The sequence below is a fragment of the Cupriavidus sp. WKF15 genome (genome assembly GCF_029278605.1).
Lineage (GTDB): Bacteria > Pseudomonadota > Gammaproteobacteria > Burkholderiales > Burkholderiaceae > Cupriavidus.
In genome coordinates this window covers 2,285,481-2,310,723 of the sequence record NZ_CP119573.1, presented here as the reverse complement: position 1 = coordinate 2,310,723, position 25,243 = coordinate 2,285,481, and the positions used below count along the sequence as shown (strand labels likewise).

General features: G+C 65.3%; 28 protein-coding genes and 5 pseudogenes. 19 read left to right on the top strand and 14 right to left on the bottom strand.

Going from position 1 to position 25,243, the window contains the following annotated elements:
- Nucleotides 1-34: 34 nt before the first annotated feature.
- The 4 genes and pseudogenes from CupriaWKF_RS27915 to CupriaWKF_RS27900 form a co-directional block, all read left to right on the top strand.
- A pseudogene (locus CupriaWKF_RS27915) lies at nt 35-223 on the top strand (Tn3 family transposase); the annotation flags it as partial.
- An 83-nt stretch (nt 224-306) separates the two neighbouring features.
- Nucleotides 307-684: pseudogene (locus CupriaWKF_RS27910) on the top strand (helix-turn-helix domain-containing protein); the annotation flags it as partial.
- Complete coding sequence (locus CupriaWKF_RS27905; RefSeq protein WP_276101370.1) at nt 576-1,295, top strand: IS630 family transposase; 720 nt, start codon at nt 576-578, stop codon at nt 1,293-1,295. The pseudogene CupriaWKF_RS27910 and the gene CupriaWKF_RS27905, both read left to right, overlap by 109 nt.
- Nucleotides 1,296-1,320: 25 nt before the next feature.
- Nucleotides 1,321-1,530: pseudogene (locus CupriaWKF_RS27900) on the top strand (Tn3 family transposase); the annotation flags it as partial.
- A 129-nt stretch (nt 1,531-1,659) separates the two neighbouring features.
- On the opposite strand, the pseudogene CupriaWKF_RS27895 reads toward CupriaWKF_RS27900, so the two are convergent.
- The 3 genes and pseudogenes from CupriaWKF_RS27895 to CupriaWKF_RS27885 all read right to left on the bottom strand — a co-directional run.
- Nucleotides 1,660-2,166: pseudogene (locus CupriaWKF_RS27895) on the bottom strand (tyrosine-type recombinase/integrase); the annotation flags it as partial.
- 59 nt (nt 2,167-2,225) lie between these two features.
- Complete coding sequence (locus CupriaWKF_RS27890; protein WP_276101660.1) at nt 2,226-2,906, bottom strand: AIPR family protein; 681 nt, start codon at nt 2,904-2,906, stop codon at nt 2,226-2,228.
- A 471-nt stretch (nt 2,907-3,377) separates the two neighbouring features.
- Nucleotides 3,378-4,214: pseudogene (locus CupriaWKF_RS27885) on the bottom strand (endonuclease); the annotation flags it as partial.
- A 158-nt stretch (nt 4,215-4,372) separates the two neighbouring features.
- On the opposite strand from CupriaWKF_RS27885, the gene CupriaWKF_RS27880 reads away from it, so the two are divergent.
- Together CupriaWKF_RS27880 and pssA are read left to right on the top strand one after the other, a co-directional pair.
- Nucleotides 4,373-4,663, top strand: a complete 291-nt coding sequence (locus CupriaWKF_RS27880; protein ID WP_276101659.1) for an antibiotic biosynthesis monooxygenase family protein — start codon at nt 4,373-4,375, stop codon at nt 4,661-4,663.
- A 10-nt stretch (nt 4,664-4,673) separates the two neighbouring features.
- Complete coding sequence (gene pssA, locus CupriaWKF_RS27875; protein WP_276101658.1) at nt 4,674-5,306, top strand: CDP-diacylglycerol--serine O-phosphatidyltransferase; 633 nt, start codon at nt 4,674-4,676, stop codon at nt 5,304-5,306.
- Between the two features lie 15 nt (nt 5,307-5,321).
- On the opposite strand, the gene CupriaWKF_RS27870 is transcribed toward pssA, so the two are convergent.
- Both CupriaWKF_RS27870 and CupriaWKF_RS27865 read right to left on the bottom strand, forming a co-directional pair.
- Nucleotides 5,322-6,632, bottom strand: coding sequence for an MFS transporter (locus tag CupriaWKF_RS27870; RefSeq protein WP_276101657.1), 1,311 nt, complete (start codon nt 6,630-6,632; stop codon nt 5,322-5,324).
- A 106-nt stretch (nt 6,633-6,738) separates the two neighbouring features.
- Nucleotides 6,739-7,335 (bottom strand): TetR/AcrR family transcriptional regulator, encoded by a 597-nt coding sequence (locus CupriaWKF_RS27865; protein WP_276101656.1) that lies wholly within the window; start codon nt 7,333-7,335, stop codon nt 6,739-6,741.
- A 141-nt stretch (nt 7,336-7,476) separates the two neighbouring features.
- On the opposite strand from CupriaWKF_RS27865, the gene CupriaWKF_RS27860 reads away from it, so the two are divergent.
- The 8 genes from CupriaWKF_RS27860 (at nt 7,477) to CupriaWKF_RS27825 (ending at nt 13,915) form a co-directional block, all read left to right on the top strand.
- Nucleotides 7,477-8,244 (top strand): SDR family oxidoreductase, encoded by a 768-nt coding sequence (locus CupriaWKF_RS27860; protein ID WP_276101655.1) that lies wholly within the window; start codon nt 7,477-7,479, stop codon nt 8,242-8,244.
- A gap of 192 nt (nt 8,245-8,436) precedes the next feature.
- On the top strand, nt 8,437-9,777 hold the full coding sequence (locus tag CupriaWKF_RS27855) for an MFS transporter (RefSeq protein WP_276101654.1): 1,341 nt from the start codon (nt 8,437-8,439) through the stop codon (nt 9,775-9,777).
- Nucleotides 9,778-9,952: 175 nt separating this feature from the next.
- The gene (locus CupriaWKF_RS27850) at nt 9,953-11,068 is read left to right on the top strand and encodes an NADH:flavin oxidoreductase/NADH oxidase (RefSeq protein ID WP_276101653.1); all 1,116 of its coding nucleotides are present in this window, start codon (nt 9,953-9,955) and stop codon (nt 11,066-11,068) included.
- Nucleotides 11,069-11,102: 34 nt separating this feature from the next.
- A complete protein-coding gene (locus CupriaWKF_RS27845) occupies nt 11,103-11,525 on the top strand; it encodes a VOC family protein (RefSeq protein WP_276101652.1) in 423 nt (140 codons plus the stop codon).
- Nucleotides 11,526-11,688: 163 nt separating this feature from the next.
- A complete protein-coding gene (locus tag CupriaWKF_RS27840) occupies nt 11,689-12,096 on the top strand; it encodes a DUF2501 domain-containing protein (protein ID WP_276103242.1) in 408 nt (135 codons plus the stop codon).
- A gap of 197 nt (nt 12,097-12,293) precedes the next feature.
- Nucleotides 12,294-12,461 (top strand): hypothetical protein, encoded by a 168-nt coding sequence (locus CupriaWKF_RS27835; RefSeq protein WP_276101651.1) that lies wholly within the window; start codon nt 12,294-12,296, stop codon nt 12,459-12,461.
- Between the two features lie 513 nt (nt 12,462-12,974).
- A complete protein-coding gene (locus CupriaWKF_RS27830; RefSeq protein ID WP_276101650.1) occupies nt 12,975-13,322 on the top strand; it encodes an MFS transporter in 348 nt (115 codons plus the stop codon).
- A 158-nt stretch (nt 13,323-13,480) separates the two neighbouring features.
- Nucleotides 13,481-13,915 (top strand): EamA family transporter, encoded by a 435-nt coding sequence (locus CupriaWKF_RS27825; protein WP_276103240.1) that lies wholly within the window; start codon nt 13,481-13,483, stop codon nt 13,913-13,915.
- Nucleotides 13,916-13,925: 10 nt separating this feature from the next.
- Here CupriaWKF_RS27825 and CupriaWKF_RS27820 read toward each other — a convergent pair whose 3' ends face one another.
- Both CupriaWKF_RS27820 and CupriaWKF_RS27815 read right to left on the bottom strand, forming a co-directional pair.
- Entirely contained in the window at nt 13,926-14,579 is a 654-nt protein-coding gene (locus CupriaWKF_RS27820) for an AraC family transcriptional regulator (protein ID WP_276101649.1), read from the bottom strand.
- 96 nt (nt 14,580-14,675) lie between these two features.
- Entirely contained in the window at nt 14,676-15,374 is a 699-nt protein-coding gene (locus tag CupriaWKF_RS27815) for a Crp/Fnr family transcriptional regulator (RefSeq protein ID WP_276101648.1), read from the bottom strand.
- A 226-nt stretch (nt 15,375-15,600) separates the two neighbouring features.
- Between CupriaWKF_RS27815 and CupriaWKF_RS27810 the strand changes: the two genes are divergently transcribed.
- Nucleotides 15,601-17,235, top strand: coding sequence for an acyl-CoA synthetase (locus CupriaWKF_RS27810; protein WP_276101647.1), 1,635 nt, complete (start codon nt 15,601-15,603; stop codon nt 17,233-17,235).
- A gap of 8 nt (nt 17,236-17,243) precedes the next feature.
- Here the strand turns inward: CupriaWKF_RS27810 and CupriaWKF_RS27805 are convergent, their stop codons facing one another.
- From CupriaWKF_RS27805 to CupriaWKF_RS27795, 3 genes are all read right to left on the bottom strand, one after another.
- A complete protein-coding gene (locus CupriaWKF_RS27805; protein ID WP_276101646.1) occupies nt 17,244-17,516 on the bottom strand; it encodes a hypothetical protein in 273 nt (90 codons plus the stop codon).
- Between the two features lie 26 nt (nt 17,517-17,542).
- Complete coding sequence (locus tag CupriaWKF_RS27800) at nt 17,543-17,815, bottom strand: hypothetical protein (protein ID WP_276101645.1); 273 nt, start codon at nt 17,813-17,815, stop codon at nt 17,543-17,545.
- A gap of 218 nt (nt 17,816-18,033) precedes the next feature.
- Entirely contained in the window at nt 18,034-18,282 is a 249-nt protein-coding gene (locus tag CupriaWKF_RS27795; RefSeq protein ID WP_276101644.1) for a hypothetical protein, read from the bottom strand.
- A 172-nt stretch (nt 18,283-18,454) separates the two neighbouring features.
- Between CupriaWKF_RS27795 and CupriaWKF_RS27790 the strand changes: the two genes are divergently transcribed.
- The gene (locus CupriaWKF_RS27790) at nt 18,455-19,561 is read left to right on the top strand and encodes an AGE family epimerase/isomerase (RefSeq protein WP_276101643.1); all 1,107 of its coding nucleotides are present in this window, start codon (nt 18,455-18,457) and stop codon (nt 19,559-19,561) included.
- A 112-nt stretch (nt 19,562-19,673) separates the two neighbouring features.
- On the opposite strand, the gene CupriaWKF_RS27785 is transcribed toward CupriaWKF_RS27790, so the two are convergent.
- The 4 genes from CupriaWKF_RS27785 to CupriaWKF_RS27770 all read right to left on the bottom strand — a co-directional run bounded on the left by CupriaWKF_RS27785 (nt 19,674) and on the right by CupriaWKF_RS27770 (nt 22,362).
- Nucleotides 19,674-20,042 carry a hypothetical protein gene (locus tag CupriaWKF_RS27785; protein ID WP_276101642.1) on the bottom strand — a complete coding sequence of 123 codons (369 nt, stop codon included), beginning with the start codon at nt 20,040-20,042 and terminating at the stop codon, nt 19,674-19,676.
- Nucleotides 20,043-20,068: 26 nt separating this feature from the next.
- Nucleotides 20,069-20,767 (bottom strand): alpha/beta hydrolase, encoded by a 699-nt coding sequence (locus CupriaWKF_RS27780; RefSeq protein ID WP_276101641.1) that lies wholly within the window; start codon nt 20,765-20,767, stop codon nt 20,069-20,071.
- Between the two features lie 164 nt (nt 20,768-20,931).
- Complete coding sequence (locus CupriaWKF_RS27775) at nt 20,932-21,222, bottom strand: hypothetical protein (RefSeq protein WP_276101640.1); 291 nt, start codon at nt 21,220-21,222, stop codon at nt 20,932-20,934.
- Nucleotides 21,223-21,483: 261 nt separating this feature from the next.
- A complete protein-coding gene (locus tag CupriaWKF_RS27770; protein ID WP_276101639.1) occupies nt 21,484-22,362 on the bottom strand; it encodes an alpha/beta hydrolase in 879 nt (292 codons plus the stop codon).
- 349 nt (nt 22,363-22,711) lie between these two features.
- Here CupriaWKF_RS27770 and CupriaWKF_RS27765 point away from each other — a divergent pair, with 349 nt between their 5' ends.
- From CupriaWKF_RS27765 to CupriaWKF_RS27755, 3 genes are all read left to right on the top strand, one after another.
- A complete protein-coding gene (locus CupriaWKF_RS27765; protein WP_276101638.1) occupies nt 22,712-23,263 on the top strand; it encodes a copper resistance protein CopQ in 552 nt (183 codons plus the stop codon).
- Between the two features lie 367 nt (nt 23,264-23,630).
- Nucleotides 23,631-24,197: a TetR/AcrR family transcriptional regulator gene (locus tag CupriaWKF_RS27760; protein ID WP_276101637.1), complete on the top strand. Its 567-nt coding sequence runs from the start codon at nt 23,631-23,633 to the stop codon at nt 24,195-24,197.
- A gap of 406 nt (nt 24,198-24,603) precedes the next feature.
- A complete protein-coding gene (locus CupriaWKF_RS27755) occupies nt 24,604-25,191 on the top strand; it encodes a copper resistance protein CopQ (RefSeq protein ID WP_276101636.1) in 588 nt (195 codons plus the stop codon).
- Nucleotides 25,192-25,243 lie beyond the last annotated feature (52 nt).

Genomic DNA, 25,243 nt, shown 5'->3' with positions numbered 1-25,243 from the left:
GGCGAAATTTCAGGGGAGGCTCACCATTTACTTTGCTTTCCGGGAGCTGGGCCGGGTGATCCGCACCCTGTTCCTGCTGAAATACTTGAACGACCCGGAGCTACGCCGGGTAATCCATGCCGCGACGAACAAGAGCGAGCAGTTCAACGACTTCGCACAGTGGCTGATGTTCGGCGGCGACGGCACCATCGCCGAGAACCTTCGGCACGAGCAACGCAAGGTAATTATTGAGACTTATATAAATCATGACAACCGATTCGAGTCTGACGCGTTATCTGATCAAGGCGTTGATCGGGAGTCGATTGCATGGCTGGGAAGATGGACGAAGCGACCAGAAAGCGGGTTCGCGCTGGACGGATGCTGTTAGCGAACAAGCCGGTCGCGGAGGTTGCGGCTGCGGTGGGCGTGGCACGGCAGACGGTGTACACGTGGAAGGCGCGCCTGGACGAAGGCGGCATCGATGCGCTGCGCACCATGGCCCGTGGACGGCCGTCGTTGCTCGACGATGCCCAGCGCGAGCAGTTGTGTCGTGCCTTGCTGCAGCGCCCCACCGAGCATGGCTTTGGCACCGAACTGTGGACGCTCAAACGGGTGCGTCTACTCATCGAGCAACGCTTCGGTGTGTCATACAACGAGGCCCATGTCTGGCGCATTCTGGATTCGCTCGGCTTCTCGCCCCAACGCCCAGATCGACGCGCTATCGAGCGCGACGAGGACGCCGTTCTGGCGTGGAAGCGCAAGACTTGGCCCGCGCTCAAAAAAAGTGTACGCGGGAGCAACGGCTGATCGTCTTCATTGACGAGTCTGGGCTCTCGGAGCGCCCCACGCGCGTGCGCACCTGGGCTCCGAAAGGTCAAACGCCAGTCATCCAGTTTCATTTCAACTGGAAGCATGTCTCGGCCATCGCGGGAATGAGTTATCACAACTGCCTGTTCCGCCTTTACGACGGCGCGATCAAGAGCGCACAGATCGTGGAGTTTCTCAAGGCACTGCGCGCGCACCTCAAACGCCGCCTGATGATCATCTGGGACGGCGCCGCGCAGCACAAGAGTCGCATCGTGCGCGACTACCTCGATAGCACTGGTGGTGCAGTGCAGATGGCCTTTGTCCCACCCTACAGCCCGGACCTGAATCCAGTGGAGTATCTCTGGGCCTGGCTCAAGCGCCATGCCCTGGCCAACTTCTGCCCACACTCGCTCGCCGAACTCAAAACGATCGCCCGCAATCGGCTGCGCAGCGCACAGCAACGCGCCAACATCATTGCCGCGTGCTGGAAGCAGGCCGAGTTGTGGTGATGTCAGCATTTATGCAAGTCTCAATAAGTACAACCAGCTCGTGGCCAATATGGTCATCCTCTACAACGTGCAGTGGATGTCGCGGAGGCTAAAGGATCTGCAGGAGAAGGGGCATCCCATCGATGCCGAGGTGCTCAAGGCGCTGTCACCCTACCGGCGCGAGCATATCAACCGGCTGGGGGATTACCTGCTGGACCTGCAGCGGCGCGTGCCACCGCTCGATCCATCGATCGATTCCTATTCAAATCAGCCGCTTAGCGGAGATGTGGCGGATTTTTTACGAATCCCGGCCGACCCTCAGGCCGCCCCGTGGAGGCGGAAGATGTCCGCAACCTCGAGCACAGTGAGCTCGGCGGCAGGACCTCTAGTTGGAACGCAGGTTCTCGAGCGGGCTGACGACCTCGCGCAGCAGATCAGTGGCGACCTGGGCATAGAGCGCTGTCGTCTCCAGCTTCTTGTGCCCAAGCAGTACTTGAATGACGCGGATATCGACCTTCTGTTCGAGGTGGGTGGCGAAGCTGTGTCGCAGCGTATGCATGGATACGTGCTTCTCAATCTGTGCACCCTGGGCGGCGGCATGGATGGCGCGATTGAGTTGCCGGGTGCTGAGCGACTCGATGGGGTTGAGGCCAGGGAACAGCCAGCCTCCGTCGAGCATCTTGCCTTGGGCATGGGCGACGCGCCACCAGACGCGCAGGCGTTCGAGCAGCACGGGCGAGAGCATCGCGTAGCGGTCCTTGCGACCCTTGCCCTGTTCGATGCGCAGGCTCATGCGTTCGCTGTCGATATCGGTCACCTTCAACGCCACCACTTCGCTGGCGCGCAAGCCGGCGCCGTAGGCGACCGCGAGCGCGGTCTGGTGCTTCAGGTTCGGGGGCATCGTACTTTTGGTGCGAAATCTGGCGGTCCAGCCTTGGGAACCGCATTAAATCAATTACTTGAAAGAACGGCAGGTACGCGAGGCGAAGCAACCTGAAAAGCCTTGCCACGATCGGCACCAGGGCTTGCTAGCGCCAGAATCCGCACCAAAAGTACGATGACCCCGACTTCCTGACCGAAACCGGAGGGCGTGCCGGTCAGCAGAATGACGTGGAATGGCACGCGTACCATGCCCAGTTTGGCATCGTCCTCGACCTTGGCTAACGAACTAACGGTCTGCGCCCCATTGACGATCGAGGAGTTCTTGAGCCTGAAGTTGCCCGCCGCTTTGGACGAGGCGCCCGCCGGCGCCTTCACCGCCTCGTCGGCGATCAAGGTGATCCCGTTGTTGAAGTACCAGAAATTCTCGGGCGTGGTCGTGGCGGTCGACCGGATCTGATTGTTGACGTCGGTGGGGCCGAGCGAATGTCGGATGTTGGAGGCCACAAGACCCTTGCCATGCGTCTTCCACCAGTTCTTCAACTGCAGGCCGTCAATCATCCCAAAATATGCCGCATGCGGGGTGGCGGCCTCCCTCGACAGCAAGGTGGAGCGTGGGCTGAAACGCTGGAACATACCGTCGTCGGTCCTGCAGTACATGCCGTACATGACAGTTCGGCGGAGGACTTCGAGAGTGGGGTGCTGACCACGGCCGAGCTGGCACTCGCCGCCTATCTGCGTGAGAAGACGCATGCAGACTGCCGCGTCTGGTCGTTTCGCAACTTTACGCGGAAGCGGCACGCCGCGGTGGCGCGCCGGGTGCAGAGAAACCTGTTCTGGGTACCACGCCCATGCAGGCGGCGGCCAGCTCCGCGCAGATATATTTGTGCTGTACGTCGCGGGTCTTATCGACCAGTAGGTGAGCTCTGTGCGCTATAGCCCGTTATCCCGCCTTAGGTACGGCACGCATCTCTGGCTCAGTGTGGCGCGGACCTTGTTCTGGTCGACGCGGAGATGTTGAGTTCTTGCAATTTTTGACAAATCGCATTCCGTCACCTGATACTGCTCGCATCTTCATGAAAACGCACCTGACGGCAGGCAAGGTTTGCTACGTGCGCGACCATGCAAGGCGTCGACAATCCCTATATTCGAAGGGTTCTCAGTGCTGCTCGTGGCACCACCCATGGATTTGACAAATGGCATTCCTCTGGAACAGGCGCGTACGGGGGCAGGCTGGCGAGGATTGGCGGCGGTGAACCGGGGAGGTGCGGCGCCGGGCACGGGCTGCACGCGCCAGCTGCCATAGCGCTTTTCCAGCACGCCGCGCAGGCCGGTCACGGTGTCGCCGGCGCGCACCGGGTTTGCGGTGCTCAGGGCGGGAGCGGGGTAGGGAACTACCGCCGGGTTCTGGTGGCTTGAACCATCGTCCAGTACCAGCCGGTTCAGCGCGTTCTCGGCCGCAGCCCGTGCAGCCTCTTCGCGTGGCGCGGCGACGGCAGTAGGCGTGCGCAACCGGCCGAGCCCGAGCAGCAGGCTGCCGTAGCGGCCCAGTTCATGCGTGTCGTTGACCGTCAGGGTCTGAGGCAGGGTGACGAGCATGCCTTCGTGTGCCCTCAGTGCCATCTCGCTGGGAAAGGGCAGCACAAGACTGGCCGCAGTGACGGAGCGCCCCGTCGCGCAGAGCGAGGGCATGCCCGACAAGGCCAGCTGGGTCTGGCCGTAGCGCTCCTCCACCGTGCCGGCCAGCCGCAGCAGGTCGCCGGTACGTGCGGCGTAGCGCGGCGCGTAGACGAACAAGCCCTCGGATACACCCGGCCGGTGCTGCCGTTTGTCGTCGCCCTGCTGGATGAAAAAGCCCATGAAGCCGTCGGGGCCGCTGTAGTCGGCCGTGACCACGGCCTCGATCTCCACGGGCTTGCCCACGAGCGGCGAAACGGCCGCCGCGCCTTGCACATCGGCAATCAGCGTCGACGGTGACCCGCACGCCGCGGTGGCCGCAAGGGCGAGGGTGGTGTGGCCGGCGAGCAGCAGTCCGGCGGTCAGGGCATTCAGCGGCTTCATTAGCATGGCGGTTCATGATGGCTTCGACAGAAGCTGCGATGCTACGGTGCACGAGTCACGAAAGGATTGCGGCCGCGCGATCCACCCGCGTGATCGTGCTAAGGTAATGTCATCCGCCGGCACGTGCCGGCAGCCACCCAACCAGATACAGGGACATCATGATCAAGGAAATCGCGCAAATCACCGTCAAGCCTGGCAGCGAAGGCCAGTTCGAGCAGGGCGTCGCCAAGGCCAAACCGCTGTTCCTGCGTTCGCGCGGGTGTCACGGCGTGCAGCTGTTCCGCTCGATCGAGCAGCCGCAGCAATACACGCTTGTAGTCGAGTGGGAAACGGTCGAAGACCACATGGTGCATTTCCGCGAAGCGCCGGAATTCCAGGAGTGGCGCGCGCTGGTCAGCGACTGCTTCGCGGCTGCGCCGCAGGTCGGCCACGTGTCCAAGGTACTCTGAGCCAAACCAGATGTCGGCACCTCAGGAACGGCCCCGCCATTTCTCCATGCTGCGCGAGCTGCAGCTTGCGGATGTGTTCACGCTGGGCAATGCGGCCTGCGGGATGGCGTCGGTGTTCTTCGCCATGTTCTACGTGGCCACGCCGACGCCGGCGCATTTCTTCACGGCGGCCGCGCTGGCCCCGCTGGCATTCATCTTCGACGTGCTCGACGGGCGCATCGCGCGCTGGCGGCACCAGCATTCGGCGCTTGGGCGCGAGCTGGATTCGCTGGCCGACATCATCTCCTTCGGCGTCGGCCCGGCCACGCTGGCGTTTGCCGCCGGCATGCGCGGCGGCTGGGACCTGGCGGTGCTGATTGTCTTTGTCTGCTGCGGCGTCAGCCGGCTCGCGCGTTTCAACGTCACCGCGGAGACGCTGTCGGCCGGCAGCGGCAAGGTGAAGTATTTCGAGGGCACGCCCATCCCCACGAGCGTGCTGCTGACAGGCGTGCTGGCCTGGTGCGCCGCGCAGGACCGCATCGGCGCGGCGCTGCCCGGCGGCGCATGGACGATCGGGCCGGCCGAGCTGCATCCGCTAGTGCTGCTGTTCGCGCTGTCCGGCTCGCTGATGGTCAGCAAGACACTGAGGATTCCGAAGTTCTGAGCGCGTGGCGAGCTCTCAGCCGTTTGCCGGTTGCACCGCGGCGGCGTTGCCCGACGTCGCGGCACGCCTGACGAACAGCGCCAGCAGAGCCGCCGCGAAGCACGCCGCGCCCGCGGCATACAAGGCGGGCGTGTAGGTCAGCAGCAGCGTACGGCTCAGGCCCGCGCCGAACGCCGCCGTGGCCGCGCCGATCTGGTGGGCGGCAAAAATCCAGCCGAACACCATCGGCGCGCGGTCGCGGCCGAACGCGGTGGCGGCCAGCTTGACCGTGGGCGGTACGGTGGCAATCCAGTCCAGGCCGTAGAACATCGCGAAGATCGACAGACCGTACAGGGTGAAGGTGGAATGGGGCAGCCAGAACAGCGACAGGCCGCGCAGCCCGTAGTACCAGAACAGCAGCTTGCGGCTGTCATAGCGGTCCGACAGCCAGCCGGACAGGATGGTGCCGACGAAGTCGAACGCGCCCATCATGGCCAGCGCCGAGGCGGCCGGCACAGGGCCCATGCCGAAGTCCCCGCAGAGCGCGATGAAGTGGGTCTGGATCAGACCGTTGGTGGACAGGCCGCAGATGAAAAAGGTACCGGCCAGCACCCAGAAGGCCTGGTTGCGCATGGCGTCGCGCAGCACGACGAAGGGGCCGCGCAGTGTCAGGGGAGGGGGTGGCGGGGCCGCAGCCACCGGGACCGCGGCAGGGACCTCGCCGAATGCGGCCAGGCCGACGTCGGCGGGGCGGTTGCGCATCAGCGCGAACACCAGCACGGCCAGTACCGCGCAGCCAGCCAGCACCGGCAGCACGGCCACGCGCCAGCCCATGTGTTCGATCAGCCAGGCTGCCGCCGGCAGGAAGGCGAGCTGGCCGGTGGCCGAACTGGCGGTGAGCAGCCCGATCACCAGCCCGCGCCGCGCGCTGAACCAGCGGTTGGCCACGACGGCGGCCAGCACCAGCGCGGTCATGCCGGAGCCGATGCCGAGCATCACGCCCCATGCCAGGAACAGCTGCCACAACTCCGTGACGACCGTGGCCAGCGCCATGCCGCCGGCAATCAGCGCCAGGGCGGCGCACACCACGTTGCGCACGCCGAAGCGCTCCATTAGGAGCGCCGAGAACGGCGCCATCAATCCGAACAGCGCGAAACGGAAGGCCAGGATCGAGGAAATCTGGTCAGTGTTCCATCCCATCTCGCTGCTCAGCGGCTTGAGGAAGGCGCCGGGCAGGCCGAGTGCCGCCGACGTGGTGAGCATGACGAGAAAGGTGACGGCAGCGACGAGCCACGCATAGTGGATGCCGCGCCGGTCGAGCCGGCTGGAAATCGCTTGGGCGAACATGGGTCTCTCTGTCGGGGCGCTTGCGAGCGCGGGGATGAGTCAGGGCATGCGTGTCCCGGTGGGGCACGCAGAGCGGTAAATCAGGGCGTTTCGGAATTGTGGCGGGTTAGCCGGAAGACGTTCCGAGCAGCCGTTCGCGCACGGCGTCCAGGATGCCGTCGGACATGGTGTCGCCTTCGATGGCACGTGCCAGCGTAACTGCGCCTACTAGCATCGCCATGCGGATCAGGGCTTCCTTGTGGCGCGTCTCGGCGCTGTCACTGGCCACGGTCGTTTCCATATCCCGGACCAGCGACCGGAAGCCTTCCAGGTAAGCGAGCCGTACCGGCTTGTCGGCCGGCTCGCGCGCCACGTCGCTGGCAAGTGCCACCGCCACGCAGCCGTCGCCGGGGTTGGCGCAATGCGCCCGCGTGAGATAGGGCTCGACCAGGTTGGCCAGCATGGCTTGCGGGTCGCCCGCCGCGCGATCGATGCGGCGTTCCCAGCGTGCCGCCGCCTCGTCGAATGCGCGCGTGCAGGCCTGCGCCGCGAGTGCGTCCTTCGAGGCGAAGTGCCCATAGAAGCCGCCGTGCGTCAGCCCGGCGCCAGCCATCAGCTCGGCCACGCTGACGCCATTCAGCCCGCGTTCGCGGAACAGGCGCGACGACGCCTGTTCGATGGCTTCCCGATTCTTGTCGGCTTGTTCCCGTGATGCACGCGCCATCTGAAGGCTCCTTCGGAAATTGATCCTTGACGAATTTTAGATGATGGCCATAATTTGTTCAATAAATGTTGTTCGTCATTTAAACGGCGTGCCGGTCGGTCACGCCTTCCTTGTGTCCTCCAATCGACAGGAGTCCCTGTAATGCAGAACCTCTTTGACCTTTCGGGCCGCGTGGCCGTCGTGACCGGCTCTACCAAGGGCATGGGCCTTGAAATGGCGCGTGCGCTCGGACATGCCGGTGCCGCTGTCGTGGTTTCCGGCCGTGACGGCGATGTCGCACAGACCGTTGCCGCGCAGCTGGAGAGCGAGGGGATACGCGCCCGGGGCATTGCCTGCGACATCGCCGACCTGGCCAGCGTGCGCGCATTCGCGGAACAAGCGCTGGCGGCGTTTGGCCGGGTAGATGCCCTGGTGCTGAATGCGGCGGCGGACGGTGCGGTGGGATCGTTGCTGAGCCAGGGTCCGGAAGTGTTCGACGCGGCCATGGCCGGCAATGTGCGCGGCAACCTGTTGCTGGTCAACGCGCTGGCGCCGCAAATGGTGGCGCGGCGCGATGGCTCGATCACCTTCATGTCGAGCATCGCGGCCAAGCGCGGCTCCGCATACCTGGGCATGTACAGCATCACCAAGGCTGCCGTGGATCAGGCGGTGCGCAGCCTGGCACTCGAACTGGGAGCGAGCGGCGTGAACGTCAACGCCATCAACCCCGGCCCGGTACGGACGGAGTTCTCGCGCGAGGCATTGTGGGGCGACCCGGACCGCGAGGCGCAACTGGCCGCGCGCAATCCGATGCGGCGCATCGGCGAAGCGGGCGACGTAGCTGGCCTGGCGTTGCTGCTGGCCTCGGCCGCCGGGCGCTTCATCAACGGGCAGAGCATCAGCGTGGACGGCGGTCTGTCGGTTGCCTGAGCGGCAGAGGGAATGGCTTCAAATGTACATACATATGAAGCCGTCTTCAGCGCGTTGAAGGAATTTCCCGTATCGTCTCGGTTGAACCGTGCCGGGCCATGATCCGGCCGCAACCGCGCGATCCCCGTGTCCAGTCCCGCTCCGATCCAATCCGTCTCACAGCCGGCGTCTGCCGCCGTTGCCTCGCATACCATGACGTCGCGCGAGCGCCGCGGCATGGCAGCCATCATGATCGCCGTGGCGCTGGCCACGCTGGACACGGCGATCGCCAACACCGCCTTGCCTTCGATTGCCGCGGACCTGCATGCGACGCCTGCGGCGTCGGTCTGGGTGATCAATGCCTACCAGCTCGCGATGGTGGCCACGCTGCTGCCGTTCGCGGCACTGGGCGGCATCCTTGGGCACCGGCGCGTCTATATCGGTGGCGTGACGGTGTTCATCGCCGCCTCGGTGGTGTGCGCGCTGGCGTGGTCGCTGCCGTCGCTGGCGGCGGCGCGGCTGCTGCAGGGTATCGGGGCCAGCGCCATCATGAGCGTCAATACGGCGCTGATCAGTACGATCTTTCCGATTCACCGACTCGGCCGCGGTGTCGGGCTGAATGCACTGGTGGTCGGCGTCTCGTTCGCACTGGGGCCGACCGTGGCGTCGGTAATCCTGTCTTTCGGCTCGTGGCCATGGCTGTTTGCCGTCAATCTTCCGATCGGCCTGCTCGCGCTCGGTATCGCGCGCGGGTCCCTGCCGCAGACGCCGCGCAGCCAGCACGCGTTCGACCGCGTGGCCGCGCTGCTGAACGTGGTGGCGTTTGCCGCGCTGATCTTCGCGCTGGGCGAAGGCGCGCAGCGCGCGCCGCTGGCGGAGTCGCTGGCCGCGGCGGGCATCTTCGTGGTGGCGTTCGGCCTGCTGCTGTGGCGCGAGCGCGGCCACCCTGCGCCGATGCTGCCGGTGGACCTGTTCCGCCGCCCGATGTTCGCGCTGTCGACCCTGACGGCGGTCTGCTCGTTTGCGGCGCAGGGTTTGGCCTTTGTCTCGCTGCCGTTCTATTTCCAGCACGTGCTCGGCCGAGGCCAGGTGGAGACGGGATTCCTGCTGACGCCGTGGTCCGTGGTGGTAGCGCTGATGGGGCCAGTTGCCGGACGCCTGTCCGACCGTTATCCGCCGGGCCTGCTCGGCGGCGTTGGGCTGGCCGTGATGAGCGCAGGCATGGCGTCGCTGGCCCTGATGCCGGCCAACCCCAGCGCGCTGGAGATCGGCATCCGGATGTGCATCTGTGGCGCCGGTTTCGGCTTCTTCCAGTCGCCGAACCTGAAGGCGCTGATGGCCAGTGCCCCGCGCGAGCGCAGCGGCGGTGCCAGCGGCGTGATCGCGACGGCGCGGCTGCTGGGACAGTCCACTGGCGCGGCGCTCGTGGCGCTCAGTTTCGGCCTGGCGGGCAACCATGGCCCCGGGCTGGCGCTGGCCCTGGGCGCGGGGTTTGCCGGTGTCGCCGCCGTGGCCAGCGGCTTGCGCCTGGTGATGCCCGCTGTCAAGCATTGAACATCTCATGTCGCTGACCAAGCCGTGGCGCGGCGGCGATGGCGCTGGCGCGCGTGCCGGATTTCGGTCGCGCGCGGCGACAAGCGGGAAGTTGGGCCTCGGCCTAGAATCCCGCAATCCACCGTAAGCATCCGGCTACGCGGCGCGTCCTGATCCGAAACACAAGGGTTTCCCCATGAGCCATCTGTTCGATCCTCTCGATATCGGCAAGCTGACCCTGTCCAACCGCATCATCATTGCGCCGATGTGCCAGTATTCGGCGCAGGACGGCAATGCGGGCGACTGGCACATGATCCACCTCGGTTCGCTGGCGTTGTCCGGTGCGGGCATGCTGATCCTCGAAGCCACCGCGGTCTCGCCGGAAGGCCGTATCACCGCGGGAGATCTGGGCCTCTATGACGACGGCAACGAGGCTGCATTGGGCCGTGTGCTGCGTGCCATCCGCGCGCACTCGCCCATTGCCGTGGCCATACAGCTCGCGCACGCCGGGCGCAAGGCGTCCAGCCAGGCGCCGTGGGATGGCGGCAAGCAGGTCCGTCCCGGCGCGCCTGGCGGCTGGCAGGCCGTGGCGCCGTCGCCTGTGCCGCACGCTGACGACGAAGTGCCGCCGACCGCGCTGGACCGCGCAGGCATGGATAAGGTCCGCGATGATTTCGTCGCGGCCGCGGTGCGCGCGGTAAGGCTCGGCATCCAGGGCATCGAGATCCATGGCGCGCACGGCTACCTGCTGCACCAGTTCCTGTCGCCGCTGGCGAATCATCGCGATGACGAATACGGCGGCAGCCTGGAAAACCGCACGCGTTTCCCGATCGAGGTCTTTGACGCCGTGCGTGCAGCCGTGCCCGCGGACTGCCCGGTGTGGATGCGCATCTCGGCCACGGACTGGGTGCCGGGCGGCTGGGATATCGACGGCACGGTGGCGTTGTCGCAGGCGCTCAAGGTGCGGGGCTGTGCCGCGATCCATGTGACCACGGGTGGCGTCTCGCCGGCGCAGGCGATCAAGCTCGGGCCAGGCTACCAGGTGCCCTACGCACAGCGCGTCAAGGCCGAAGTAGGCCTGCCGACCATCGCCGTAGGCCTGATTACCGAACCGGAGCAGGCTGAAGCCATCATCACCGGCAACGAGGCCGATGCGGTGTCGCTGGCGCGCGCCATGCTGTACAACCCGCGCTGGCCCTGGCATGCCGCGGCGAAGCTGGGGGCAAGCGTGGCGGCGCCGAAGCAATACTGGCGTTCGCAGCCGCGCGAACTGAAGGACCTGTTCTCGGACGCGAGCTTCGGCCAGCGTTGAGCCGTTCCCATCCGAAGCCGAAGGAGGATGCTGCATGAAACCACGTGTCACCCTGATTACGCTGGGCGTTGACGATCTGCAGCGGTCCCTGCGCTTTTACCGCGAAGGGCTGGGCCTGACGACCGAGGGCATCGTCGGCGAGCAGTTCGAGCATGGCGCGGTGGCCTTCTTCGACTTGCAGCCCGGCCTCAAGCTGGCCATCTGGCCACGGGCCAGCCTCGCGCACGACAGTGGTCTGCCGCTCTCCGTGCGCGCGGCGCCCGGATGTTCCCTGGCGCATAACGTCAGCAGCCAGGCCGAGGCTGACGCGGTCATGCAGCAGGCTGCCGCCGCTGGCGCCACCATCGTCAAGCCTGCGCAGCCGACTTTCTGGGGTGGCTACGCGGGCTACTTTTCCGATCCGGATGGGCATCTGTGGGAGGTCGCCTGGAACCCGCAGATGCTCCCCGCCGATTGAAGGCAGCCGTAAGTGCCGGGCAGGGTACAAGACTGCCGCGCGCACTATAGTAGTAGCTGACCTACGTGGCCATCGACGGAGGGAAGGGACGATGGAGGCAGGCAAGACATCGCTTGAGCGGGCGCGCCGTTTTGCCACCCTGGCACTGGCCGCAACCGTGTTCATGGGCCTGGCGCCGGTGTCGCGGGCACAGCTGGGTGACGTGCTGAAGAACCCCATGGGAGGCGGCGGCGCCGCGGAGAGCGCGGCAGCGCTTGGCGGAATGGGCGGCGGTCTTTCGCTGCAGTCGCTTTCCTCGGGCAGCGTGGGCAATGTCGCTGGCTTGCTGGACTTCTGCATCAAGAACAACTATCTCGGTGCGAGCGGGGCGGCGTCGGTCAAGGACAAGCTGATGGACAAACTCGGCGGGCCGTCCCAGGCCTCGACGGACACCGGTTTTACCAGCGGCGCACGGGGCATCCTGCAGGATAGCCACGGCAAGACACTGGACCTCAGTGGCAGCGGCCTGAAGGCAAGGGCCACCGAGCAGGTATGCGAGAAGGTGCTCTCGCAGGGTAAATCGCTACTGTGATTTTGCGCACCGCATCATTGTTTTCGCATTTTTCGCAGGGATTTCCATGATTGCCACACCGCATCGAAGTGGCCACCATGGTTTGCAACAGACAGCAAAGGCATTGCGCCAGGGCGTCCCCCCACTAGAAGCGGCCTGGCGGCAGCACGATGTAGACCAATAAAAACATCCGGGGCAAGACCCCGCGGGAGACATCCATGCAAGTCTATGACGGCCTCTTGTACCTGACTGCGATGGTGCTGGTGTGCTTGTACGTCTATCTAGGCGTGCTGACACGCAGTACTGCAATTCGGCTGGGGTCTCCGGCCATTGTGGCTGCGCTGGTCTTTGCGTATTCGTTGTCGCCCCTGCATTCGGTTGGGTAAGGGCGTTAGCGGTAGCTGCTGTTCCGCCGCTTAGCCGGCGGGGAAGCGCCTGCGCCAGCAATGCTGATGCCAGTGCATGCCGACTAGTGAGCCGCGTAGCAGCCGAAGGCGATGATGCGATACCGGTGTTAGCAGGCGGCCACCGCCCTACATGGGGATCGTAACAAAAGCCGGTTAACGCAGGCACGGGTTCTGACTCACTATGCGTAGCAGGCTCGAACGGGCAACCACGTCTCGCGAGACCAAAGCCGCTTGAAAACAAGGAGCGCATCGTTGATGGCCAGCCGCCAGGCGACGCGTTTTTCTGCTTTCTCTTTTTGTCGCTCGGACAAAAGAGTAAGTCGCCGGCTGCGCCGGCGAAACAGCAGCGCCTGCCAAGCGCGACATCCCCGACATCGCCAACCCGCTGGCAGTTCGAAAAGAGTCCCCTTCCGCTCGTCGCTTTAAATCCCATACGACCCACGCCGCAGACCACGCCAAACGTGCGGTCGCATCGGTGGCAACTGGCAGCGCGTGGCATTGCCGGCGGCAAGCTGCGCGCTGGCGCCGTCGATCTACTCGCTGGGGCCGGCCATGCTGGCCGAGGTCTGCCCGCCCGCGCAGCGTGGCGCGCTGCTGTCGATCGACGCCTCGATCTCATCGATCGCCGGCATCCTGGCGCCGCTGGTGACGGGCTACCTCGTACAGAATGCAACCGGCGCGCATGGCTATGAGACCGGCTTCGCGGTCTGTGGGGCACTGATGATCGTGGGTGGTCTTGCGGGCGCGGCCATGACCAACCCCGAGCGCTCAAGGCAGCGGATGGCCGGCTTGCAGCTGCAGGCGAGTGCGGCCCGGAATGCGCGTCCTGCGCACGCGTAACGACAGATGAGCGCTGCGGGGCCGCGCACGCGGCCCCTTTGCCTTCCGGTCCGCGCGGACTCTGGCGCATCGGCGCAAGGCCCATGTGTGCGCGGCGCCGATATACTTCAGGCTCCGCCGGGCCGTGATGCCCGGTTTTTGCCGGAGCTTTATAGATGATGCCTGCCACATCGAGCTGGTTTGCCTGGGCCGCGTTGTCCGCGGTGTTCGCGGCCCTGACCGCTATCTTCGCCAAGGTTGGCCTGGCCGGCATCGACTCGGACATGGCCACCCTGGTTCGCGTGGTGATCATCTTCGTGGTGCTGGCCGCGTTCGTGGTGGCCACCGGCAAGTGGATGGACCCCTCGGCATTTTCGGCCAGGAACTGGGTCTTCCTCACGTTGTCCGGCCTGGCCACCGGTGCCTCGTGGGTCTGCTACTTTCGTGCCCTCAAGATCGGTGATGCCTCCAAGGTGGCGCCCGTCGACAAGTTCAGCCTGGTGCTGGTGGCGCTGTTCGCCGTGCTGTTCCTCGGCGAGCGGCCGGCCCCGCGCGAATGGCTTGGCATCGGCCTGGTTGCCGCGGGCGTGATCGTGCTGAGCCTGCGGCGATAGCCCTGTGAAATCAGGCCGTAGCCGGAAGCGGCCAGCCGTTCCAGGCCGGCGTTCCGGCGCGCCTGGTGCCGGGCAGGCCCGGCAGCAGTTGCGTCGGCTCTACGCCAAATAGATTGGCGCACGCGCTGGCAAATGCCGCCGCGGAGCGCAAGCCCGACTCGGTGGCAAGCAGGTCCAGCCGCGCGGGTGGCAGCCCAGGCCTGGCGTCGGGCAGCGCCAGCATGTAGAAGGCCCGTGCCGCACGCTGTTCCCGCACGATCGGATGCAGCGCCTCGCCTTCGGCGAACAGGCGCGCGCGCACCAGGCGCTGGGTGACCTGCCACTGTTCGCCGAGGCGCGCGGCATTCCAGTCGACGGTCGGATGTTCAAAGACCAGCCTCGCGAGCGTACGCGACCAGTGCTTGTCATGCTGGATGGCATTCATGCGCGGGCAGACCGCGTCGGGCACGGCTTCGAGCGTGATGGTGCAGGGCTGCAATGGCGCGGCCTGCAACTCGCAGTCGAAATGCGCGAATGCCGGTACCACGAAGGGATCGCCAGGCCGCACGTCGCGGCGCGCATTGGCGTCGCGCAGCCGGGCCGCGCCCTGCCATGCTTCCACGCGCACGGCGAATGGAAAGCGCAGTCGGGTTATGCGGACGGGGTTGCGGCTGACAAGGGGCATGCGGGCAGTGGCTGGAGCGCGGCCGGTTACTGTCGCAGCATTCTAAGGGCGGCGCAACCGTCGACGATGTCGCCGGGGCGACATTTCGCCGGCGGCCTACAGCTCCGACAGCCCGAAGTGACGCAGCCGCGGCAAGTCCGTCACGCGGATGGTCTGGTAGGCCAGGTGGACCAGGCCCTCGTCGGCCAGCCGCCGCAACGCCTGGTTGACGCGCTGGCGCGACAGGCCGGTCAGCAGGCCGATCTCTTCCTGCGACAGCTCCAGTACGGGGCTGGTGCGCGGACACAGCGATGGATGGAATAGCTGAGCGATCGCCTGTGCCACGCGCGCATCGGCGCTGAGCAGGCGGTCGTTTTGCACCGTGGCGATGAACTGTCCCATGCGTTCGTTGAGCTGCGTCACCACGAAACTGGAAAAGGGCAGGCTCTGCGCGAGCAAGGTGTTGAATACGGGCTCCGGCACCAGCAGCACGCGCGAATCGCGGATCGCGATCACGTCATAGCGGCGTAGTTCACGCTTGATCACGCTGCCCTCGCCACACCAGCCCCCCGCGGGCACGCCCGAAAACGTGCAGCCACGGCCGTCCGGCGTATAGACGGCCAGCTTGATCAGCCCGCTGTCGACGCCGATCCAGTCGCGCGATGGCTCCCCGCGCCGGGCGATGAAGGCCCCGGCGGGGAATTCCTGCAGCATCGTGGCGCGCGCGGCCAGCGCCTGGTGTTCCGGCGAGAGGGCGCGAAACCAGGCATGGCTTGCCAGCGGCGAGGCGGATGGGGAAAGGTCGGGCGCAGTCATTGAGGACGGGTTGGGCAATCAGGCAATCCGGCCTTGCGAGGCCCCTTGCGAGACCCCTTGTGAGACATTCACGCTGGCCTTGTAAGAAACCTGTAAGCCTTGCCTGGCGCGGGTTTCCGGGGAGTTTGTCATCCGGACGACAGAGCGCGGGCGTGTGCGATGATAGCCTTCTGTACGAAAAAGTAACAGCGCCCCGGTGCAGAAGAGTTCAGCGGAGACACAAGCAATGCCCACAGATTTCGACAGCGGCCTGGGCCGCAATACGGCCAATTTCGTGCCGATCACCCCGATTGATTTCCTGGTCCGCGCGGCCGAGGTGTATGGCAACAGGCTTGCCATCGTGCACGGTCCGGTGCGCCAGAACTGGCGCGACACCTATGCGCGGGCACGGCGCCTGGCCAGCGCGCTGGCACGGGCCGGGGTCGGCAAGGGCGATACCGTGGCGGCGCTGCTGCCCAATACGCCGGCGATGGTGGAAGCGCACTTCGGTGTGCCGATGGCCGGCGCTGTGCTGAACGCCCTGAATATCCGCCTCGACGCCGCCAACCTGGTCTTCATGCTGCGCCATGGCGAGGCGCGCGTACTGCTGGCCGATACGGAATTCGCGGACCTTGCCCGGCAGGTTTCGCTCGAAATCCCCGGCCTGAAGGTCATCGCCGTGGAAGACGCGCTGGGGCCGCAGGCCGAGCGCTTCGGCGATACCGACTATGAATCCTTCCTGGCCTCGGGCGATCCGGACTATGCGTGGCAGATGCCTGCCGACGAGTGGGACGCCATTGCGCTGAACTACACGTCGGGTACGACCGGCGACCCCAAGGGCGTGGTGTACCACCACCGTGGCGCGGCGATGAACGCGATCTCGAACATCCTCGAGTGGGACCTGCCCAAGCACCCGGTCTACCTTTGGACGCTGCCGATGTTCCATTGCAACGGCTGGTGCTTCCCCTGGACCGTCGCCGCGCGCGCCGGCGTGAACGTGTGCCTGCGCAAGTTCGAGCCGCGCCTGGTGTTCGACCTGATGCGCGATGAGGGCGTGACGCATTATTGCGCGGCCCCCATCGTGCACACCGCGCTCGTCAACGCGCCGCCGTCGTGGCGCGAAGGCCTGCGCGGGCCGGTGCGCGGCATGGTGGCCGGCGCACCGCCGCCGGCCGCGGTGCTCGCACAGATGGAAGCCATGGGCTTCGAGCTGACCCATGTATATGGCCTGACCGAAGTGTATGGCCCGGCGGCCGTGTGCGCGGAGCAGGACGACTGGAGCCAGCTGTCCCAGGAAGACCGTGCGGTGATGAAGGCGCGGCAGGGCGTGCGCTATCACCTGCAAGCGGGCGTGACAGTGCTCGACCCCGATTCGATGCAGCCCGTGCCGGCCGATGGCGAGACCATTGGCGAGATCATGTTCCGCGGCAATATCTGCATGAAGGGCTACCTGAAGAACGAAAAGGCCACGCGCGACGCCTTCGCCGGTGGCTGGTTCCACACCGGCGACCTTGGCGTATGCATGCCAGACGGCTACATCAAGATCAAGGACCGCAGCAAGGACATCATCATCTCGGGCGGCGAGAACATCTCCAGCGTAGAGGTCGAAGATGCGCTCTATCGCCATCCTGCCGTGCTGGCTGTGGCCGTGGTGGCGCAGCCCGATGCGAAGTGGGGGGAGACGCCCTGTGCGTTCGTGGAGCTGAAGGAGGGCGCCAGTGCAACCGCCGAGGAACTGATGGCGCATTGCCGCACGCTGCTGGCGGGCTTCAAGGTGCCCAAGGCGGTGTATTTCGGCCCGCTGCCCAAGACCTCGACCGGCAAGATCCAGAAGTTCGAACTGCGCCGCAAGGTCAAGTCGGATTCGGCGATCGACGTCTGACGCGGCGGTCAGGAGAAGGCGGCTTCTTCAGCGGCATGCTGGCTGGCAAGCCGCCTGTCGATAAGCTCGCGGCCCCACGCCAGCCCCGCGCGGCGGGCGTCGGTGGCGCAAGCGAAGCGCACGCCACTGTCCGGGTACAGATCGGGCAGGACGTGGCCGTGCAGCCAGACGCCCGCGCGCAGCGTCCACCACCCATCGTGCTGGCCGCCGTAGCGCAAGGCTACGATGTGAATGCGGTAGCCGCGGTAGCTGTCGCTGTGCTCGTGCGAGCCGCTGGGCATGGCTGTTGAATATTCGTGTTGAACATTCAGCGCAAGCTTGCGCCGTGCCGCGGCGGGCCGGACCTGTGCCACTCCTGCGAGATCTCGGGAAACACCTCGCATTCGCCGCGCACGATATTCTCGATCGTGGCGCAGACGCCCGCAGTGCCGCGCGGCCCCACGCAGACCAGGCTGCGTGGATGGTCGGTGTGTTGCGGGATGGCGTACACGTGCATGCCCTCCTGGAACAGAGGATGCCTTGCCAGGCGCTCGTTCATCAACTCAACGAAGCGCTGGGGACTGACGACCGGCTTTTCCATAGCGAACTCCTGCAGCGCTGCCGTCGGGCGCGTTGTGCGTGCACGGGGCCGGCATACGCGGTAGTAAAGGCCAGGAATATTTCGGGCGAGTGGCATGTGCCCCGCTGTATCGGGGTGGCCGGAGGAAGCGCGGGCAAAAAAGCCGCCCACGTTGCCACTGCCAACGATTTCAGGTTAGGCGATGCATCCGGCGAAGCAAGTCCGCCGGATGGACCTGGTCACGAAGGCCGCACTTCTCCGGCGGCGCGTGGCCCCTCGAGCATGTAATTGCCAGCCGCCCAGCAGGCGGCTTCGGCTTCGGCCTCGGAGTGATAGACGGAAGGGGCTTCGATGGTGCAGTCGGCATCAGCCGCGCCGCAGTGCTCTTCCATCACGATGCGCCAGGTGTAAAGGCCCGGCGGATCTTCCAGGACGTGGAGCACGAGGGTGCGGTGGCTGTCGGCGAGGGTCAGGGGCTGGGTCGACATGACAGTCTCCGGTGACGGCGACCCCTAGATGCTAGCAATTGCCGCGGACCAATACCAGCCTGCATTCCGGTCGCCGCATGCGCCGCGCAGTGCGGTGCATCTTCCGCCGCCGCACGGTTTCCAGTATCTTCTGCATCGGGGCGCCGGGTGGCGCCCGCTCCTCCGGATTCGCATGCCCATCTCGCCTCAACTTGCCGAACTGGTTGCGTCGCTGCGCGCACACTATGACACCGCCATCCTGCCGCACTGGACCGGCAACGGCTGGAATGCCGACCTGCTGCTGCCCTACGAGGCACTGGATGGTGCCAACGGCAATGCCATGCCGCCCGCGCGCTACCGTGCCATGGCCTGCGCGCGCCAGATCTACGTGTTTTCCGTGGCGGGCAAGCTTGACCACGCCGATACGCTGTTCGGTTCGCTGCAGGCCTACTTCAGCACCGGCGAAGGCGGCTGGCTCTACAGCGTCGACCCGGCGGGGATGCCGTTGGACCCGACGCGCGACCTCTATACGCATGCTTTCGTGATCTTTGCTTGCGCGCACTACTACGCCTGCGGCGGCAACGAGGACGCGCTTGCCGTGCTGCAGGAAACGCGCGAGATGGTCGAGCAGCACTTTGCCGACGGTGCCGGGCTGTATCACGCGGCGCTTTCCGAGTTCTTCAAGGACAAGGGCGCGGGTGTTCAGCAGAACCCCATCATGCACCTCACCGAGGCTTACCTCGCGGCGCTCGACGCTACCGGCGACGATTGGTTTGCGCGGCGTCTGCGCGAGATCGCCGCGGCCGTGCAGGACCGGTTCGTCGATCCGGCCAGCGGTTGCATTGCCGAGTTGCCGCAGGGCACGGCCGGCAATCGGATCGAGCCCGGTCATCAGTTCGAGTGGTTCTCGCTGGTGGCGGGCAACCCCGCGCTGTTCGAAGGCGTGCCGCTCGGCGCTTCGCTGCAGCGTGCGTTGGTCTTTGCGCAGGCGCACGGCGTGGTCCCAGGTACGCTGGGCGTAAGCGCTGCGCTCGACGCGGACGGCAGCGTGCTCGACGGCACCCAGCGCATCTGGGCGCAGACGGAATTCGCCCGTGCGCTGGCTGTGCACGGGACACCGGAATCGCTGGCGACGCTGGAAGCTCAGCTGGGCCAGTACCGCAGACGTTTCCTGCATGCCGGCGGCTGGCATGAGTGCCTGGCGCCATCAGGCGAAGTGGTGCGTGCCGAGATGCCGTCCACCTCGCCATATCACCTTGCTACGGCCTACGCGGCGCTGGAAGAGCTGGCCGGGAGTTAGCCGCCGGTGCGGCAGCCTGCGGCGCGCGGGTCGCTCTTCTGCAGGAGCCGCAGCATCGGCTCGCCCGCTGGCTCAGCCGGCCGAAAGCGGAGGCCACGGAAGAAGTGGAACGCTACTCGTTGACGCCGTTCTCGCGCAGCAGCCGCTCGCATTCGTCGAGCATGTCATGCGCGAACGCTGACTGGTAGTTGGGATCGAGCGCCTCCATCATTTCGTGCGAGGCATAGAGCCCGGCTTCGCGCGAAAGCGTGTCCGCGAGCTGGCGCGCGAACTGGTCGCTCAGCTCCGAAAGCAGGCGGCGTTCCGACAGGGCGAGTTGCAGCTTGGAGCGCGACAGCCATTCTCCGGCCAGCGTGGCGCCCTGGGCATCGGTGAGCCATTTTCCGTGCTCGTAATAGGCTGACAGGCGCTCGGCGGTCAGCGCGAACAGGAGCGCCTTGCGGGTGTTGAAATCGATCTTCAGAAGCGGTGCAGCTTTCATATTCGTGGTGATGACTGTGGCGTGGCTCAGCGTTGCGCCGCTTGCTGCGTGATGCGGGCAAACGTTCCCTTGAGCCACGAGCCGATTGCCTCGATCTCTTCCAGGCACACTGAATGCGGCATGGCATAGGTATGCCACGCGACGGGAATGCCGCGTGCCAGAAGGAAGTCCCTGGCCTGCTCGCCGAGGCGTGGCGGCACGATGTCATCGAGCGTGCCGTGCGCAGCGAAGACGGGGATGGCGGCATTGGCGGGCGTGGTTTCGGCCGTCAGCATGTCAGGCGCCGGAATATAGGTGGACAGGGCGATGATGCCCGCCAGCGTGTCCGGGTGGGTGAGGGCAGTGGTGTAGGCGATCGCGCCGCCCTGCGAAAAGCCGGCAAGCACAATGTGGCCGGTCGCGATGCCGCGCGCGTTTTCACGCGCGATCAGCGCCCGGATGCGTTCGCATGAAACCCGGATGCCATTCTCATCGGCACGCCGGCCGGCTTCGTTCAGCGAGTAGATGTCATACCAGGCGGGCATGACATAGCCGCCGTTGCACGTGACGGGCATGGCGGGCGCATGGGGAAAGATAAAGCGCACGCCGGGCGTGCCTTCCAGTCCGAGTTCCGGAACCACCGGCACGAAATCATTGCCATCCGCGCCCAGGCCGTGCATCCAGATGACGGTGAAAGCGGGATTTGGCGCGGTCTCGATTTCGATCGCGGGCAGTAGTTCGTGCATGGGGGCTCCTGTGTGACAGTCCGCGCGCCAGCTTGCGCGGCGGGCAGCGCGAGTATCGCACAGGTCGGCACACGTTCCCGCGTGCCGTGCGGCGCTACAGATGACCAGCGGAGTTCGAGAGACTCCGCCGCTGGTCAGTCAATTTGCAACCGCGTACTGCAGCGCTAGGCGGCCGAGGGCACGATCGGGACGGTGGTCAGTCCGGGCGCGACACGCGGTGCCGAGAAGGTTTCGATGGCCGCGGGAGCGGCGCGGCGCTTGTCGACCACGTCCTCGACGCCCTTGGTCGCCACGTCTTCGAGGAACGCGACCATGTCGCGATAGTAGGCGACCTGCATTTGCGCCTCTAGCAGGCGCCGTTCCGCCTGGAACAACGTCAGCCTCATGTCTTGCAGTTCCCTTTCGGCAATCTTTTCCGGGGTCGGCGGACTGAACAAGTTTGCGAGCCAACGCATGGCATTACCTCCAGTGCTGATCAACAGCGAAGAATCGATGCTTTTGCCATGAGGACCAATATAGACAAGAAATCGGTAAAAGAATCTCAACCTGCGCATTCGTAGCGCCTAGCCCACAAGGATGATTGCCGCGCCGCAAAGACTCGGTTAGATTCTCCGGTCGCAAGTTGCAGCATCGCGTTTCATCTCATTTGCGCATGGTGGTATTGCGGCATTGCGGCCCTGGCTGGACCCATGCGATGTCGGGCACGAAGTCCTGATTCACGCGATCGCGGGTTCCCGTGCGGCTGTTGCGCGTGGAGCCAGCATGAATGCGATCACGGGCGTCCAGAACGCACTCATGTAGTCAGGCAAGATGGCTGCGTCATGCGGCATGTCGTCAAACAACATCAGTTCCTGAAGATTCGAAGCCGCCTGCGCAAGGCGCTCCACATGGCCCAGCGGCAGGACTTCATCGGCGCGGCTGTGCACGAGCATCAGCGGCAGTTGCAGCCGGCGCATGCGCGCTGCGTTGTTCCAGGGATCCGGCAGCAACCACGCCAGCCGCGGCGGCACACGGCCAGTCTGGACCGCAGCGGTGCGTGCGGAACTGAAGCCCGAGGCAATGATCATCCCGTCCGGGGCTGGCGCAAGCCGGCGCGCGACATCCAGCAGCACACCCGATCCGAGCGAGTGCCCGAGCACGTAGCGCCGTGTGGCGTCCGGCGTTGCAGCGAGGAAGCTGGCATAGGCCGCCCGCGCGTCTTCGCGCAGGTGTCGAACGGTCGGGTGTCCGCTGCTTGCGCCGTAGCCGCTGTAATCGAACACGAACGTACTGATGCCTGCTTGCGACAGCAGGGCTTGCACGGGCGCCCAGTCGGCCAGGCATTCGTCGTCGCCGTGGCACACCATCAGCGCTGGCGCCGTAGTTTGTGCCGCCGGCGCGTGAGCGGCATGGAGCAGCCGCTTGCCGCTGCGGAATGTACTGTGATGCAGTGCCGCTTCGGGGAGGTCGGATGCGGGCGGCATGCTGGACGGCGTGACAAAAGCCTCGCGTTCGAGTGCGCGGAACAGCATGTGGCGTGCCAGCCCGGCCACCAGCGCAAGGCCGGCAGTGCCGGCCAGCCAGCGCGGAATCGCGAAGTCAGGAGTTTTCAGCATAGGTCTGGAGGCTCGGGTGCCCGTCAAGGCTAGCAGCTGTCGTGCAATTGGCCCAGCCAGAAGTGTGAGGCCAGCCAGAGTTGGGCGGTCGCGCCTCGACTATCGGAACGATAGGAAATTTTATCCTTGACTATCTACCTAGTAGTAGATAGTATTCTGTCCATGGAAGCGCTGCTCCACCGGCAAAGACAAAGAAGCCGGTTCTGCAACGGAGCCATTGCAATACCGCAAGGCGGTCTTTTTTTGAAATCAGCCATCTATCTACTAGTAGATGCGGGAACAAAGAGAGACCCCGTAATGAACCGAATATCGCGACGCCTCCGGGAGGTCGCCAGCCAAGGAGCCCATCATGAATGCCAAGTTTGCCAAGACCGTGATCACTGCTGCCACTCTTGCCGCCGCGCTCGCCAGCGGCCTGGCCCAGGCGGCTGGTCCGCGTGACAGCAGCGTTGCCGGTGACAAGTATGGTTACACGTTCCGGGTCAGCAAGGTTGATCCGTTCACCGACGGCGCGAAGATCGGCAAGTACGACCCGTACACCGATGGCGCACGCGTTGGCAAGACGGATCCGTACACCGACGGCGCCCGCACGGTAGCCGGCCTGAACACGGGCGGCGTTTCGGCATCGCCCGCACGCACCGTCGACCCCTACACGGACGGCGCCCGCACGGTAGCCGGCCTGAATACCGGTGGCGTTTCGGCATCGCCGGCCCGCAGCATCGACCCGTACACGGACGGTGCCAAGGTCGGCAAGTTTGACCCATACACCGACGGTGCCCGCACGGTAGCCGGCCTGGATACGCGTGGTGTCTCGGCAACCCCGGCCCGCAGCATCGACCCGTACACGGACGGTGCCAAGGCCGGCAAGTTCGATCCGTACACCGACGGCGCGCTCGCCTGATTCGTCTGCCGGCCCCGACAGGACCGGCGACCTTTTCGCCACGGCAGCCAGGCCCGTTCGGGATCTGGCTAACCGCAATGGAGTCCATCATGAACTTGCGTGACAGTATCCTTCTGCTTGGCGGATGGCTGCTGGTCTGCGTGACGAGTGGCTCGATGATCACCTTCGCCGCGCAGGTCCTGCCTGGTTAAACCGCCCGACTGAATCCCACATCCACGCATGCCCCGTTGTTGCGGGGCTGCGTCCGTTGGGGCGCCGACAAGAGATTTGGGGCCGCCGTCTCCGACGAGCATTGGCCCTAAGGGATTACCCGCGCCTCCAGATATTCTGGCTTGAGCGTCTATCTTCATGTAGATAAACTGGCCTCATGAAAACGCAAACCGTCCGAGAGCAACTGCTCGAGCACACACTGGTCCTGATTCGGCGGCGAGGCTTCAATGGCTTCAGCTACCGGGACCTGGCCGAACTGGTCGGGGTCAAGACGTCGAGCATTCATTATTACTTTCCGACCAAGGACGATCTCGTCCTGGAGGCCGTGAAGACGTACAGCGCGACGATGTCCGAGCGCCTGCGGTCGATCGATACGACACTGCCCGTGACGGAGCAGGCCGCCATCTACCTGGCGCCGTTCCGCGCGAGCTGTGGTTCTGACCAGATCTGCCTGTGCGGCATGCTGTCGGCCGAGACCTTGTGCCTGCCCGAGTCGGTCCACGGGCTGCTGCAGAGCTTCTTCCTGATGAACGAGAAGTGGCTGACCGGCTTGCTGGAACGCGCCCAGCCCCACCGCACCACACCGTTCCCGGTGCCGCCTGCACGCCTCGCGCAGGTGGTGTTCGGCTCGTTGCAGAGCGGTCTGATTTCCGCACGCCTGTTTGGCACGGCGGACAGGGTCGAAGCCGCTGCCGATACCCTCATGGCTGCCGTGGCGGGTTGACGCCAACCCGCCCGGTGGCGCGGAGCCGCCATGTGGCGAATGCTGCATGGCGGCTTTTACTTTTGCGTCGCATGCGGTGCATCCGGGCTCCGCCCAGCGCTCCGTGATCCTGGGAATCTCTTTATTTATCAAGCAATTGCCGTGGAGTGAGGCAATGCTATCAAGGCGATAGAAATGTTTTTGCTTGACTATCTACCTAGTAGTAGATAGTATTTGACCCATGGACGCGCTGCTCCACCGGCAAAGACAAGAAGCCGGTTCTGCAACGGGACCATCGCAATACCGTGAAGACGGTCTTTTTTTGAACCCGGTTATCTATCTACTAGTAGATGCGGGATCAAAAGAAGACCTGAAATTGAACCGAACCCAGGCGCCCCTGTGGGGGGCGCCAGCCAAGGAGTCCATCATGCAAGCCAAGTTCGCCAAGACCGTCATCACTGCAGTCACCCTTGCCGCCGCGCTCGCCGCAGGCGTCGCCCAGGCCGCCGCGCCGCAGGGCAGCCGTTCCGCCGGTGACACGTATGGCTACAACTACCGCGTCGGCAAAACCGATCCGTTCACCGACGGCGCGAAGATCGGCAAGTACGACCCGTACACCGACGGCGCCCGCGTTGGCAAGACTGATCCGTACACCGACGGCGCCCGCACGATAGCCGGCCTGAACACGGGCGGCGTTTCGGCATCGCCCGCACGTACCGTCGACCCCTACACGGACGGTGCCAAGGTCGGCAAGTTTGACCCGTACACCGACGGCGCCCGCACGGTAGCCGGCCTGAACACGGGCGGCGTTTCGGCATCGCCGGCACGCAGCGTGGACCCGTACACGGACGGCGCCAAGGTTGGCAAGTTTGACCCGTACACCGACGGCGCCCGCACGGTAGCCGGCCTGAACACCGGTGGCGTTTCGGCATCGCCGGCACGCACTGTCGATCCGTACACGGACGGCGCCAAGGTCGGCAAGTTTGACCCGTACACCGACGGCGCACTCGCCTGATCAGAGCGGCCGGCAATGGCCGGCCAGCTGACATCAACAGCGGGCCGTGCTG